Annotated in this window: 9 protein-coding genes; 4 read left to right on the top strand and 5 right to left on the bottom strand. The window is 65.3% G+C overall.

Features of this window, described 5'->3' with window-relative positions:
• Positions 1-83: 83 nt before the first annotated feature.
• The 4 genes from K8374_RS08615 to K8374_RS08600 all read right to left on the bottom strand — a co-directional run bounded on the left by K8374_RS08615 (position 84) and on the right by K8374_RS08600 (position 8,070).
• A complete protein-coding gene (locus K8374_RS08615; protein WP_224458673.1) occupies positions 84-1,181 on the bottom strand; it encodes an extracellular solute-binding protein in 1,098 nt (365 codons plus the stop codon).
• Positions 1,178-2,290 carry an agmatine deiminase gene (gene aguA, locus K8374_RS08610; RefSeq protein WP_224458672.1) on the bottom strand — a complete coding sequence of 371 codons (1,113 nt, stop codon included), beginning with the start codon at positions 2,288-2,290 and terminating at the stop codon, positions 1,178-1,180. The genes K8374_RS08615 and aguA overlap by 4 nt, the downstream gene beginning before the upstream one ends.
• Before the next feature lie 95 nt (positions 2,291-2,385).
• Positions 2,386-3,273, bottom strand: coding sequence for a LysR substrate-binding domain-containing protein (locus K8374_RS08605; protein ID WP_224458671.1), 888 nt, complete (start codon positions 3,271-3,273; stop codon positions 2,386-2,388).
• A gap of 84 nt (positions 3,274-3,357) precedes the next feature.
• Positions 3,358-8,070, bottom strand: a complete 4,713-nt coding sequence (locus K8374_RS08600; RefSeq protein ID WP_224458670.1) for an NEL-type E3 ubiquitin ligase domain-containing protein — start codon at positions 8,068-8,070, stop codon at positions 3,358-3,360.
• 166 nt (positions 8,071-8,236) lie between these two features.
• Here K8374_RS08600 and K8374_RS08595 point away from each other — a divergent pair, with 166 nt between their 5' ends.
• From K8374_RS08595 to K8374_RS08580, 4 genes are all read left to right on the top strand, one after another.
• The gene (locus tag K8374_RS08595; RefSeq protein ID WP_224458669.1) at positions 8,237-9,526 is read left to right on the top strand and encodes an NAD(P)/FAD-dependent oxidoreductase; all 1,290 of its coding nucleotides are present in this window, start codon (positions 8,237-8,239) and stop codon (positions 9,524-9,526) included.
• Complete coding sequence (locus K8374_RS08590) at positions 9,519-10,097, top strand: helix-turn-helix domain-containing protein (protein ID WP_224458668.1); 579 nt, start codon at positions 9,519-9,521, stop codon at positions 10,095-10,097. The genes K8374_RS08595 and K8374_RS08590 overlap by 8 nt, the downstream gene beginning before the upstream one ends.
• 9 nt (positions 10,098-10,106) lie before the next feature.
• On the top strand, positions 10,107-11,462 hold the full coding sequence (locus tag K8374_RS08585; RefSeq protein ID WP_224458667.1) for a glutamine synthetase family protein: 1,356 nt from the start codon (positions 10,107-10,109) through the stop codon (positions 11,460-11,462).
• Positions 11,463-11,649: 187 nt separating this feature from the next.
• Positions 11,650-12,429: a TSUP family transporter gene (locus K8374_RS08580; protein WP_196143268.1), complete on the top strand. Its 780-nt coding sequence runs from the start codon at positions 11,650-11,652 to the stop codon at positions 12,427-12,429.
• Here K8374_RS08580 and nudC read toward each other — a convergent pair.
• Positions 12,397-13,227, bottom strand: a complete 831-nt coding sequence (gene nudC / locus K8374_RS08575; RefSeq protein WP_224458666.1) for an NAD(+) diphosphatase — start codon at positions 13,225-13,227, stop codon at positions 12,397-12,399. The genes K8374_RS08580 and nudC overlap by 33 nt on opposite strands.
• Between the last annotated feature and the right edge of the window lie 5 nt (positions 13,228-13,232).

The following is a 13,232-nucleotide window of genomic DNA, read 5'->3' as shown; positions in this document are numbered from 1 at the left end:
TAAACCCGCTCCCACAAGCACCGAAGAACCTGTGGGAGCGGGTTTACCCGCGAAAGGGCCGTACAGGGAAACGACTCCCCCTGTCAGGTCCCGCTCTTGAGTCGACTGAACGCCCGGGTCAGCTCGCGATTGAACTGCTTGCCATTGTCATTCTTGCTATACAGCCGCGCCCTGACCTCGGCAGGTGGGTAGGTCCCCGGCGACTGGCGGATCTGCGGGTCCACCAAGCTGTCCGCAGCCGTGATCGCATTGGCATAGTGGATGGTATCGGTGATCGGCGCGATCACCTCGGGCCGCATCAGGTAGTCCATCAGCTTCCAGGCGGCCTCGGGATGCGGCGCATCCTTGGGCACCACCAGCGCGTCAAGCCAGATCAGCGTGCCTTCCTTGGGAATGCGGTAGTCCAGGTTGAATGCCTTGCCGGCCGCCTGGGCCTGCGCGGCGGCGATGGCCACGTTACCGTTCCAGGACATCGCCACGCAGGTCTCGCCGTTGGCCAGGTCGTTGATGTTGCGGTCATTGTCGAAGTAGCGAATGTATGGGCGGATCTTGCGCAAGTGCGCCTCGGCGGCCTTCAAGTCCTCCATGCGCTGTTGATTGATGTCCAGCCCCAGGTAGCGCATTGCCGCGGCGAATACCTCGTTGGGGTCGTTGAGCAGGCTCACGCCGCAATCGGCGAATTTCGCCACCACCTGCGGGTCGAACAACATCGCCCAGCTGTCCTGGGGGGCGGCCGCCAGCCGCGCCGCCACGGCCTGCTGCTGGAAGCCCACCCCCGTGGTGCCCCAGGCATAGGTACCGGCATAGCGGTTGCCAGGGTCGAACACCGCCATGTGCTGGCGAAACTCCTCGCCAATGCCGGCCAGGTGCGGCAGCTTGCTCTTGTCCAGCGGCTGCAGGGCGCCGCTGGCAATCGCCCGGCTCAGGTGCTGACCGGCGCTGAGTACCACATCGTAGCCGCTGCCGCCGGTGAGCAGCTTGGTCTCGGCCGTCTCCAGCGAATCGAAGTGGTCGGCCACCACATGGATGCCGGTCTGCTTCTCGAAGTTGCTCAAGGTATCGGGCGCGAGATACTCGCCCCAGATGTACAGGTTGACGGTCGGCTGTTGTGCGTCGGCTGCCTGGGCCGCCGACACGGCACAACCCAGTGCGAGAGCCAGGGCCAAGTGGGCACGTTTCATTCGCGGCTACCTCCGGCGTATTGGGGCATGGTGATGCAGGCAACGTTGCCACCACCGAGCAGGATTTCACGGGAATTCTCGATACCGATGATTCGGTGCTGCGGGAACAGCTCGGCCAATGTGGCCTGGGCCACGCTGTCGTTGCGGTCGCCGAACAGCGGCACGACGATCGCCGAATTACCCGCGTAATAGTTGATGTACGAAGCACAGATGCGCGTACCCGCCTGGCGCAGGTGGGTACCGTCGATCTGGTCGAGGCTTGCGGCTTCTTCGGCGGTCCACTCCAGCACCTGCGGCTGCGGCAGCTTGTGCACCTTCAGTTCACGGCCCCGGCTGTCGCGCGTACTGCGCAGGATGTCGTAGGCCTCCTGATAGATCTCCCACTGCGGGTCGCTGCGGTCATCGGTCCATTGCAGCACGACCTCGCCCGGGCGCACGAAGCACGCCAGATCGTCCACATGGCCGTCGGTTTCGTCGAACTTGCACCCGCGTGGCAACCAGATCACCTGCTCGGCGCCCAGGTAATCCTGCAGGCGTCGGGTCACTTCGTCCTTGCCCAGGTGCGCGTTGCGGTTGCGGTTGAGCAAGCATTGTTCGGTGGTCAGCAGGCTGCCCTGGCCATCGCTCTGGATACCGCCGAGTTCGGCGATCAATGGGGCGCGGTAGCGGTCCAGGCCTTCGATCTCGAGCATCTTCTGGGCAATCTGGTCGTCCTTGTCCCATGGGTAGTAGAGGCCGCCATCCAGGCCGCCATAGGCGTTGAACTCGAAGTCCACACCGCGCACCTCGCCGCTGGCATCGTTGACCACGAAGCACGCGCCGCTGTCGCGGAACCAGGTATCGTTGCAGGTCATTTCCACCACCCGCACATGGGCCGGTAGCAGACGGCGGGCGTTGGCGTATTGCGCGGCAGAGGCACACACGGTCACCGGCTCGCTGGAAGCGATGGCGCTGACGATATCGACCCAGACCTTCTGCGCCGGCTTGCCACCGTTGCGCCACACATCCGGGCGCTCCGGCCAACCGAGCCAGCAACGTGTCTTGCGTTCGAACTCGCCAGGCAGGCGGAAACCATCGGCCTTGGGGGTAGTGGTCAGCGTACGCGCCATGGAGCAAACCTCGTCATCGGTGAGTGATGACTGCACGCTACGCCGGCCCGCTGCGGCCTTCCAACGATGAAAATTCCACGATAGGTGAATTCAATTCAGGGTTCGGTAATCTGTTCGATGAACCATTCGATGAAGTCAGCCACGGCGCTCCGCTCCAGGCGCAGGCGTTCGCACACCAGCGCGTATTGCCCCTGGGCGGTCACGCTGGCCGTGAACGGGCGCACCAGGCGACCACTTTGCAGGTCGGCCTGGCAGGTCAGGTTGTCGCCCATGGCCACGCCCTGCCCCAGCACGGCCGCCTCCAGGGCTAACGCCGCATGGGGGAAGTACAACTGGCGGGTGGGCAAGGCATCCTCGGCATGGGTCGCCAACCACGTGGTCCAGGTACGCCCGTCCTGGTCGTCATGTAACAGGCAATGGCGCACCAGGTCTCGAGGTCGCTTCAGGCCGCCCTGGTTGAACAGGCTCGGGCTGCACACCGGAAAGAACTGCAACAGTGGCAGAGGCCGCACGAAATGCGTGCTGGCATCCAGCGCACTGGTGCCATAGGTGATGGCGATATCCACATCCAGCGCCGGCGCGCCGGCATCGATGGGTTGTTCGAGCAGGTGCAGGGTGATGTGCGGGTAGCGGCTGCTGAAGTCGGCGAGCCTTGCCACCAGCCATTTCTGCGCAAGCTCCGCCGTCACCGCCACCCTCAGCATCGCCTGGGAGGCGGGGTCGCGCAGCTCGTCACAGGCCTTGCCGATCAACTCGAACGCCTGCTGCAGATGGCGCAACAGGCGCTCGGCTTCGGCGCTGGGACGCACCTGCCGGCCTACCCGTTCGAACAACGCGACGCCGAGCTGGTCCTCCAACTGGCGGATCTGGTGGCTCACGGCGCTGTCGGTCACGCACAGCTCGGCCGCGGCCCGGCCGAAATGGCCATGGCGCGCGGCACATTCGAACGTACGCAGCGCGGTCAGGGAAGGCAGGCGACGCATGGGCAGGTTTCCACGAGGGCGATCAGGGCAGGATCATATAGCGCAGGATCCCCAGCCGTCACCGTGTGCCCCGCCCATGCGCGCTCACGGCTCCAGGTCGAACGTTATGGGCACTTGCCAGTCACGTGCATGCTTTCGCAAGGCCTTACGCGTCAGGTCCATGCGCAGCTGCTGTTCACGCTGGTCGATTTGCTCCTGGAGTCGACTGATCGTCTCCGGCGGCGCCTGCGTGTCGATCAGCCGCTCCAGCTCGGTATGGTAGGCATCCGGCACTTCGAACATCGAGGGATAGTGCTCGGACAGGTAGTTCTTCCAGAAGGGCTGCTCGACGATCCACACAACCAGGGCACTTTCCAGCTGGTGCGCTTGCACATGCAACCGTGCCTGCTCCACATCATCGGCCGTCACGCCCGCTACTCTGCGGAACGCCATGGTCATGCGGTTCAAGTGCAAGTCCAACGGGCCATTGAGTTCCAGGCGAAACGCCAGAAGTGCCTCGATGGACTCTTCACCCCGGTTCGGCAGTCGCTGCGCATGCTCGTAAGCGAACTGGTCCAGTCGCTCCAGGCGCCAGAGCTGCCCGGCGAGCGCCAGCAACGCCTGGGCATCGCGCTCGCCGCTACTGGACAACGCATCCCATACGCGCACCCGTATTTCCAGGTCATGGAAACACAGCGTGGCATTGTCCTGGCAGGTCCGCGCCAAGGCATTGGAGAACAGCTCCTGGCGGATGTCGGGGTTGTCCCGCATCACTTCGAGCATCTGGCTCACCCGGTTCGCCAGGTCCCGGGCCGAGGCATCCCAGGCAAACCCCTCTGACCTCGTCAACTGTGCGACCAGGCGAAAGAAATCCCGCCCCTCGGGCAACGACTCCAGGTGCACCCAGTCCATGGCCATGTCGTCGCGGTCGAGCGGATCGACGAAGTCCTGCCAGCGCAGGCGCTGCACCACCAGGCTGTCCCGCGGCTCATGCCATTGGCGTTGTTGGGCCGCGTTGTCGATCTGTTCATGCTCGATACGCACCCGCCCGTTGCGCCACACGTGCGAAAGCGTGAAGTCGGCCGGAACGCGGCTCAGGTCGTTGTCCCGGATGTCGAAGTTACTGAGGCGTGGGTGCTGCACGACCCCCTGCGGCACACTGAGCAACTTGGTATCGCGAAGCAGCAATGTATTGAGGTCGGACATGTCGGCGATGGAGGGCGCCGTGTACAACGGGTTGCCCGACAGATTCAGGTACACCAATGAACGGCACCGGGAGATTCGCTCAGCCTGGAGTGTATTGAGCACGATGCGATTGCCTGAAAGGTCGAGAACTTGCAGCTGGCTGGCGAATATCGGGTGCAACGGCAACGCACGCAGCCGGCAATTGGTGATCTCCAGGCCTCGCAAGTTGAAGAAGGCCTGCAGGAAGGTATCCGGAACGTGTTCCAGGCGCACGCTACGGACCGACAGGTGGTTGACGTGTGGGAACTTGATCTGCTCTGGCAGGCTGGGCAGGCTTTTCAACGCACTCATGCCTTCGCCGCCATAGCAAAGCATGTAGGTGTTGTCGCGCTCCAGAATGGCCTGCTCCGGTACAAGGTGCCGCCAACAGTCGATCAACCCTTTTCGTACCTTCCCTCGGCACTTGAGTTCTGCAGGGCTGACGGTTGCCCATCGCCATCGCCTGAGCGTGCTACGCAAAACACGATACTGCTCGTCCAGCTCATCCAATACGGCTTCTACGTCCCGCCCTTGGTCTTGTACCTGCACGATCCACCGTTCGATCTGCTGATCGTCGAAATTCGGATACAGATGGCGCACGCGTGCGGCGATCCCCCTGGGCCGACGTGCGCCTATCCTGAACCAGCCTCCACTGAGCGGGTAGCCGATACGGCCATCGCCCAGCCGCAGGGGCGCCAGGAAGGCGCCGGCAGGCTGGCGACCACCCAGCACGCTGAGCACGTGCTCGCGGTTGGAAACCGCCATGTGCACCAACGAGGCTCGCAGCGTCTGGGCAAAGGGCTGGTCGCGGCCAAAGGCGGCCTGCTCGGCCTCGTCGAACGCACCGGCCAAAGTCTGGAACAGCTCTCCCGCCTCCCCTATGGCGTGCCCTTGTGCATCGGTCAGCAGGAAATGCCCATCCAGGTAGACCAGTCGGTAGAGCGGCCCGTCCCCCGGTGTGACCAGCAACGGCCCCAGCCCATCGCCGTCGAACAGGGCCCAGCGCGGTCCACCCGCCACCTCCGACAGGTTCGGCAGCAGCCTCAGTACGACCTGGGCCAGGTCCAGGGTCTGCGGGGTGTCGAAACACAACGCCTCGAAAGCCCGAGCCCCCCGGATGCGCAAAGACCGCGCACGGGCCAGCTCGGCCAGGCGCTGCGGTACCTGCCCGGTTTCGAGCAAGCCTTCGCGCTCCTCTTCGCTCGCCGCCTCCAGCACCTGCTCCGCTGCCCGGCGATCGAGGCTGGCAAAATTTCGGCGCAAGACCTGCATTTGGCTGTCAAGCGGGTTGAGCTGGTCGTACAGGTGCTGGAGAAACCCCCGCCGCTGCGCCCATAGCGCATCGGCCAAGCCCTCGTCCTCCCGTGCGGCCGCCACATAGTCACGCGCCTGGGCCAGCAGGGCCTGGTCGATATCCGGCCACCCTTGTCGCAAGCCGCTCACCAAGTCCCGGACGCGGTTGGCCAGCACCACGCGCTGTACCGTGTCCACCAGCTCGCCGTCCGGCGCTCGGCCATAGACATGCAGCCCACGCAAATCGTCCGCGCCCAGGCCATGCAGGGCCATGACTTGCTCGATCTGCTCAGCCGAAAGCAACCGGAACAGGCCGCCGAGGCGGCGGAACATCCTGTGGCGGTCGTTCCACTCGCCGGGCTGCTCGCTCCACAGGCGCCAGGCCCCGGCCCCGTTGTGCACCACCTCCGGCGCATGGCGGTCACGGGCACGCAGGCGCCAGGTCTCGGCCGTGCCCTGCCGCACCTGGTAATAATGCCCTTCCATGTTTATCCAGCGCAGCTCACCCAGCCCCAGGATGCCCAGCTCGTCCACCGTCGCCGCGCTGGGCGGTGGCGCGCTGCGGTAAGCAACGAGGTTCGCCTGCTCGCTTGGCAAGTACCACTGGCCCGCACCGTTACGCATCACCGCTGGGGCCTCGTGTTCCTGGGCGCGCAAATGCCAAGTGTCTTCGTTGCGCTGGACGACTTCGTAGTGATGCCCGTCCATCTCGATCCACTGTCGTTGGTCCAATGCCAGGATGCCTCGCTCGTCGGCGAGCGCCTGAGCGGGCGGCAGCTCGCTGCGAAAAGGTGCAAGGTCCTGGTTCCACAGCTTCTCGCCGCCGTCTTCGAGGGCGGTCGGCACCAACCTGTCCACAACCGCTGCACGGCGCCAGGACGAGCGCAGGGCGATCTCGCCTGCGCCCAACAGGCCAAAGATCGCGACCTCCTCCATCACATAGGTCAGGTGTTCGAGGGCTGCCTTGGTGTCGCCCTCGTACCAGTCCTCGGTGGACTGGAACACCTGGTCCAGAAGCTCCCAGGCCATCACGGCCAGCAGGGCGGTGCCAATGGCGGGCACGAACAGCCCCGCCACTCCCAACAACGTCCAGCCTGCCGTCTCGAGCCAAGCGTGGTGCGCCTCCTGCACGGCACGGTCGATCCTGGCGACAGGCGCCACCAGCGTCGCCGCGTCTTCCTTGATCTGGGCGATGCGCGCCCTTGCCAGGTGTTCGAACAACGGCTTCGGGTAGGCCTTCATGTGTTCGTCCAGGTCACGGGTGGCCCAATCCGCGACGTCACCCACGCGCTCGATAACCCTGCTGAAGAAAGACTGCCTGTCGCGACAGAGCACGAAGCGGCTGAAGAAATGCCGGTACTCGGTGTTTCGCAGACGCTTGCCCAGGATCTTGCGGGCGAACGCATCGAGGTTGTCTGCTGCGCACCATGGGCCGACCGGGTCTGCGGGGATGTAGACCAATACCCGTTTGCTGGAATAGCCCCCCAGGCCGCCCTTGATGGCATCGAGCACGACAATCTGTTGCAGGTCGCATCCGAATGCACGCAATTGCTTGGCGACCACCGGCAATCCGTCCAATGACCCAGGCTCCCCGCTCTCATACAGGCGGATCAGCATTTGCAATTCCGACCAGGACAATACCTTTTCGCTGTAGGCCTTGAACGCATCGACCATCATCGATGAGCGCTGCAGTTCGGCCAAGGCGCTCTTGAAATCCTGGTTTCCCGTGCCAGCGGGGGCATCGAGGATGGCGCTCAGGTGTTTCTGGTACTGTTGGCCGTGGTCGAGCTCGCGGCACAGCTTGGCGAACGCCACCGCACTGGGCCGCTCCACTGCCTTGCCCTGTGCATCGACCAGCGTGTTGCGTTGTGGCTGGCCACCAGGGCGCGCCTCTTTCTCCTGGAAATTGTGCAGCGCAGCGGTGATCAGGGGGATGTCGAGCTCATCGCTGTCCTGCAGCGGCAAACGCCCCGCCCAGACGCTGCTTCGAGGGGAAATGAAGTGATACTGCTGGCGAAAGTACAACTGGTCGATGTCCACTGCATCGCCATAGCGTTCGCGCATCCGCTCCTGCAGCTTGCGCTTGGCGAACACGTCGATTTTTTCCACGCCCGACCATAACGCCTGCAGGCGCAGGCGGCACTCCAGGCCGGTCACCAGCGCATCGACGAAGACCGGGTAGAACATGTCGTGGATGTCGCTGATCCAGGGCGGCAATCGCTTGGCGATCCGCTGGTCCTGAAAGCGCTGGGCGATTGCCAGCGTATCGACCGTGGGCTTCCTGCGTCCGGTGGCGGTCATGGGGGCTCTCTCGGTATGAATGGAGGCCGCAGGCTAGTCACCGGAAGCGCCTGGCAGCGGATAGATAGCTAATACCCGGCCTTTTTCGATCGTCCCCGCTGGCACCATGAAATTTATCTGCTATTTTTTCATGAAATAAACAACAATAAATTTCACGAGGCCCGGCATGTTCAAGCAATCCGCCCAACACGTAGCCAGTTACTACGCCCAGACCTACCCCGCCACCATCCCCTTGCGCCCCACGCTGCAAGGCAACGAAGACACCGACGTGCTGATCATCGGGGCTGGCTTCAGCGGCCTGCACACCGCGTTGCGCCTGGCGCTGGCCGGCAAGCGGGTGGTCCTGCTGGAAGCCAGCCGGGTCGCCTGGGCGGCCTCCGGGCGCAACGGCGGCCAGGCGCTGCTGGGCTGGTCCTGCGACATGCCGCCCCTGGAAAAGGCCCTGGGCGTGGAGCGGGCACGCCGGCTTTGGGACAGCATGTGCTGGGCCGCCGCAGAGCTACGCGACCTACCCGGTCGCCACGGTTTCGACATCGATTACCGGGTCGGCAGCCTGTGGACCGCCGTAATGCCTCGCCGGGTGAAGCTACTCGAAGAAGCCCAGCGCGACGCCGAACAGAAATGGGGCTACGACTGCCTGCGCCTGATCCACCGCGACGAGCTGCCCGAATGGATCGACAGCCCGCGCTACCAGGCTGCCCTGTACGACCCCAACGGCGCCCACCTCAACCCACTCAAACTGGCCCAGGGCCTGGCCGCGGCCATCGAGGCCGCCGGCGGCAGGATCTTCGAGCAGAGCCAGGTGCTCGACTACCACGAAAGCGCCACAGGCTACGTCGCGCGCACACGCCACGGCGAAGTGCGTAGCCAGGTGCTGGTGCTGGCCTGCAATGCCTATATCGACCGCCTCGACCGCAACCTCTCGCGCCGCCTGCTACCGGTGGGCTCCTACCAGGTGGCCACAGCGCCCTTGGAGCCGGACTTCGCCCAGTCGCTGCTGCCGCGTAACAGCTGCGTGATCGACAACCAGTTCGTGCCCGACTATTTCCGCCTGACCCCCGACCACCGGCTGTTGTTCGGCGGCGGCTGCACCTACCTGGGTGGTATCCCCAAGGATGTCGCCAGCGCCACCCGCCCGTACCTGGAACGCGTGTTCCCCCAGCTCACCGGTGTGGCCCTGGACTACGCCTGGGGCGGGCATATCGATTGCAGCATCCAGCGCACCCCAGACATCGGCCGCCAGGGCCAGCGCTACTGGCTGCAAGGCTTCTCCGGCCACGGCGTGCTGCCGACCCTGGCCGGGGCCCGAGCGGTCAGCGATGCGATCCTCGGCGATGACGACCTGCTGGGCCTGTACCAGGGCATCGACAACGGCCGCTTCCCCGGCGGGGAGCTGATGGCCGCGCCCTTGGAGGCCGCCGCCAAGGCCTGGTACAGGTTGCGCGACCATGTCTGAAGCCAACGCCGCACGGCACACCGACGAAGACATCCAGGGCCTGGCCCTGCTGATCCGCGACCTGCGCAAGCACCGGGGCCTGACCCTGGGCGAGCTGGCCAGCCGGGTCAACCGCTCGCTGGGCTTTGTGTCCCAGGTCGAACGCGGCCTGTCGCGGCCGACCGTGGCGGACCTCACCGCCATCAGCGAAGCCCTGCACGTCCCGACCACCTATTTCTACCAGGCCAGCCAGCCCCGGGCGCTGGGCTGGGTCACCCGCCCCGGCGAGCGGCGCACGATCTACTACGCCGAGGGCGTGACCGATGTGTTGGTCTCGCCCACCCTCACCGGCAGCTTCTCCATGCTCGAAAGCCACCTGGCGCCCGGCGCCAGTAGTGGCGAGGGGCACCTGAACGACAGCTCCGAACAGGGCGGGTTCGTGCTCGAAGGGCAACTGACTGTCTGGCTGGAAGGCCGTGACGAGCCGGTGACCCTTGGCCCCAACGACAGTTTCCAGCTGCCGCCGCACAGCCAGTTCCGCTACGCCAACCTGACCGACCAGACGACCCGCGTCCTCTGGGTATTCCGTTGAGAGCACAACATGACAACCACAATAAAAAGCGTTCCCGACCTGCTCAGTGAAGTTCGTGCATTCCGCACCCAGCACCCCGAGGTGCGCTATGTGGACCTGATCAGCCTGGACATCCCAGGGCATTTCTATGGCAAGCGTTACCCGGTGGACATGCTCGAGAAGGTCGCCGCCGGCAGCCCCCTGAAACTGCCCCAGAACTGCGTGCTGCTGGGCGTACAGGGTGGGTTGTTCCCGATCGGCGACTACTGTTTCGCCGACGGCGACCCGGACGCGCCACGCCGCCTGGTGCCCGGCACCCTCAAACCGGTGAGCTGGGAACGCGAGCCGCTGGGGCAGATGCTCATCACCTCCGACGGCACCGCCGCGCCCATCGAGTTCGAGCCCCGCGAAGTGCTCGCCCGCGTGCTGCAGCGCCTGCAGCGTCGGGGCATCCGCCCGGTGGTGGCCTTCGAGTTGGAGTTCTACCTGTTCGACCGTGCGCTCAAAGAAGGCCTGCCACAGTTCCCCCACGACCCGTTCAGCGACGATGCCGACGACCAGCCCAATATGCACATCGAGCGCCTATCGCGGTTCTCCGACGTGCTACGGGACATGGTCGATACGGCCAATGCCCAAGGTGTGGACGCCAACGTCATCACCGCCGAGCTCGGCCCTGGTCAGTTCGAGATCAACTTCGGCCACTGCGACAATGGCCTGCGCGCGGCCGACTGGGCGGCCATGTTCTGCCGCAGCACCCGAGGCGTTGCCCTCAAGCACGGCCTGCGCGCCTCATTCATGAGCAAGCCCTACCTGCATGCGCCGGGCAGCGGCATGCATGTGCATGTGAGCCTCTACGACGAGGCCGGCAACAACCTGCTGGCGGCCGACGGCCAGCGCCCGCTGCGCCACGCTGTGGCCGGCTGCCTGGCGCTGCTGCCGCACTGCATGCCGATCTTCGCTGCCAACCACAATGCGTTTCGCCGCTATGGCGCCATGGTCAATGCTGCCAGCCGCGCCAGCTGGGGCTTCGAGGACCGCGATGCGTGCATTCGCATCCCTGAGTCCGATGCCCGCAACCTGCGCATCGAGCATCGCCTGGCTGGGGCCGATGCCAACCCGTACCTGGTGCTGGCGGCGATCCTGTGCGGCATGGAGCATGGGCTCGATGCCGGCCAGGAGCCGATCGCACCGCTCAACGATGATCGCGACAGTGGCATCGATTTTCCCAAGGACATGCTCAGCGCCGTGGCGGCGATGCGCAGCGACCGGGCGGTGAACGAGGGGTTGGGCGAGGAGTTCGTGATGGTCTATTGCGAGAACAAGCGCCAGGACCATCTGGCATTCATGCATGAGGTCAGTGCGCGGGAGTACCGCTGGTTCCTCTGACCAGTGTGGGCTTGGGGTACGGGGCAGCTCCTACAGGCACACTGCAGTACCGTGTAGGAGCGGCCTTGTGCCGCGAAAGGGCTGCAAGGCAGCCCCAAATGGGCGATTGGCAACCGCTTCATGTGCCGATTACCATGTACACCCTCTAGTGCGGCCCTCGCCGCCTCCCCAGCCTGCCAAAGCCCCCATGCCCTTCGAACTCACCGTAGAACCGCTCACCCTGCTGATCCTTGCCCTGGTCGCCTTCGTCGCCGGGTTCATCGACGCCATCGCCGGCGGCGGCGGGCTGCTGACCACGCCGGCACTGTTGACCGCCGGCATGCCGCCGCACCTGGTGCTGGGCACCAACAAGCTCAGCTCCACCTTCGGCTCGGCCACCGCCGGCTTCACCTACTACCGCCGCAAGCTGTTCCACCCGGCGCAGTGGCGCCCGGCGTTGCTGGGCACCCTGGTCGGTGCATTGCTCGGCGCGGTGGCGGCGCACTTCATGCCCGCCGACTGGCTGAACAAGATGTTGCCGGTGATCGTCTTCGCCTGCGGCGTCTACCTGCTGTTCGGCGGCACGCCCAAGGCACCGCTGGACGCCGACGTGCCGATCAAGAAGCGATGGCAGTTCCCGCAGGGTTTCGGCCTGGGCTTCTATGACGGCGTGGCAGGCCCGGGCACCGGGGCGTTCTGGACGGTGAGCACGTTGCTGCTCTACCCCATCGACCTGGTCCGTGCCAGCGGTGTGGCGCGCAGCATGAACTTCGTCAGCAACATCGCTGCGCTGACGGTGTTCATCGTTTCCGGGCAGGTGGACTACATCGTCGGCTTGGCCATGGGCCTGTCGGTGATGGTCGGCGCCTTCTTCGGCGCGCGCACGGCGATCAGCGGCGGCAGCAAATTCATCCGCCCGGTGTTCATCGCCGTGGTGCTGGCCCTGACCGTGCGCCTAGTGTGGCAGCACTGGTTCGGGCAGGCCTAGGCGGCGGGCCACGTAGAGGTCGATCAGGTAGCGGGCGATGGAGCGCCCGGCCGGCAGCGGCGGCAGGTCGTGCACATTGAACCACTGAGCGTCCTCGATCTCGTCCGGCTGCATGACGATCTCGCCGCCGGCATACTCGGCGTGGAAGCCCAGCATCATCGAATGAGGGAACGGCCAGCACTGGCTGCCGATGTACTGGATGTTCCTGACCTCCACCGCCACTTCCTCACGCACCTCGCGCACCAGGCAGTCCTCGGCCGACTCGCCAGGCTCGGCGAAGCCGGCCAGGGTGCTGTACACGCCGGTGACGAAGCGCGGCGAGCGCGCCAGCAATACCTCGTCGCCGCGGGTGATCAATACGATCATGCTCGGCGAGATGCGCGGGTAGCTGCGCAGGTCGCACGGCTGGCAGTACATCGCCCGCTCCCAGCGGATCTGGGCCATGGGCTGGCCACAGCTGCCGCAGAAACGGTGCTCGCGGGCCCAGGTGCCGATCTGTGCGGCATAGCCCAGCACCGTGTAGGTCTGCATGTCGCCTTCGAGCATGAACTGGCGCAGGCCGCGCCAGGTGCAGCCCGGCACCTGGGCAGTGGCGCGCAGCTCGAGCAGGAACACCGGCTGGCCGTCCAGGTGGCCGATACCGTGCTCGCACAGCACGTCCAGGTCCTGGCTCTTGAGCCACTGGCGGGGGAACAGCGCGCCGTTATCGTCCACCAGGAACCCTTCCGGGCCGCGGGCGACGGCCAGGCCGCCGGTGATCTGCGGGTCGAGTACTGCGGTAGTCCAGCGTGCTGACATGTTCG

It is taken from the genome of Pseudomonas sp. p1(2021b), from assembly GCF_020151015.1.
GTDB lineage: Bacteria > Pseudomonadota > Gammaproteobacteria > Pseudomonadales > Pseudomonadaceae > Aquipseudomonas > Aquipseudomonas putida_K.
This window is presented reverse-complemented; position numbering and strand designations above follow the sequence as displayed.

What these genes read in the sequence shown, in the direction of transcription:
- K8374_RS08615 (WP_224458673.1), bottom strand. Translation starts at nt 1,181, where the DNA reads ATGAAACGTGCCCACTTGGCCCTGGCTCTCGCACTGGGTTGTGCCGTG.
- aguA (WP_224458672.1), bottom strand. Translation starts at nt 2,290, where the DNA reads ATGGCGCGTACGCTGACCACTACCCCCAAGGCCGATGGTTTCCGCCTG.
- K8374_RS08605 (WP_224458671.1), bottom strand. Translation starts at nt 3,273, where the DNA reads ATGCGTCGCCTGCCTTCCCTGACCGCGCTGCGTACGTTCGAATGTGCC.
- K8374_RS08600 (WP_224458670.1), bottom strand. Translation starts at nt 8,070, where the DNA reads ATGACCGCCACCGGACGCAGGAAGCCCACGGTCGATACGCTGGCAATC.
- K8374_RS08595 (WP_224458669.1), top strand. Translation starts at nt 8,237, where the DNA reads ATGTTCAAGCAATCCGCCCAACACGTAGCCAGTTACTACGCCCAGACC.
- K8374_RS08590 (WP_224458668.1), top strand. Translation starts at nt 9,519, where the DNA reads ATGTCTGAAGCCAACGCCGCACGGCACACCGACGAAGACATCCAGGGC.
- K8374_RS08585 (WP_224458667.1), top strand. Translation starts at nt 10,107, where the DNA reads ATGACAACCACAATAAAAAGCGTTCCCGACCTGCTCAGTGAAGTTCGT.
- K8374_RS08580 (WP_196143268.1), top strand. Translation starts at nt 11,650, where the DNA reads ATGCCCTTCGAACTCACCGTAGAACCGCTCACCCTGCTGATCCTTGCC.
- nudC (WP_224458666.1), bottom strand. Translation starts at nt 13,227, where the DNA reads ATGTCAGCACGCTGGACTACCGCAGTACTCGACCCGCAGATCACCGGC.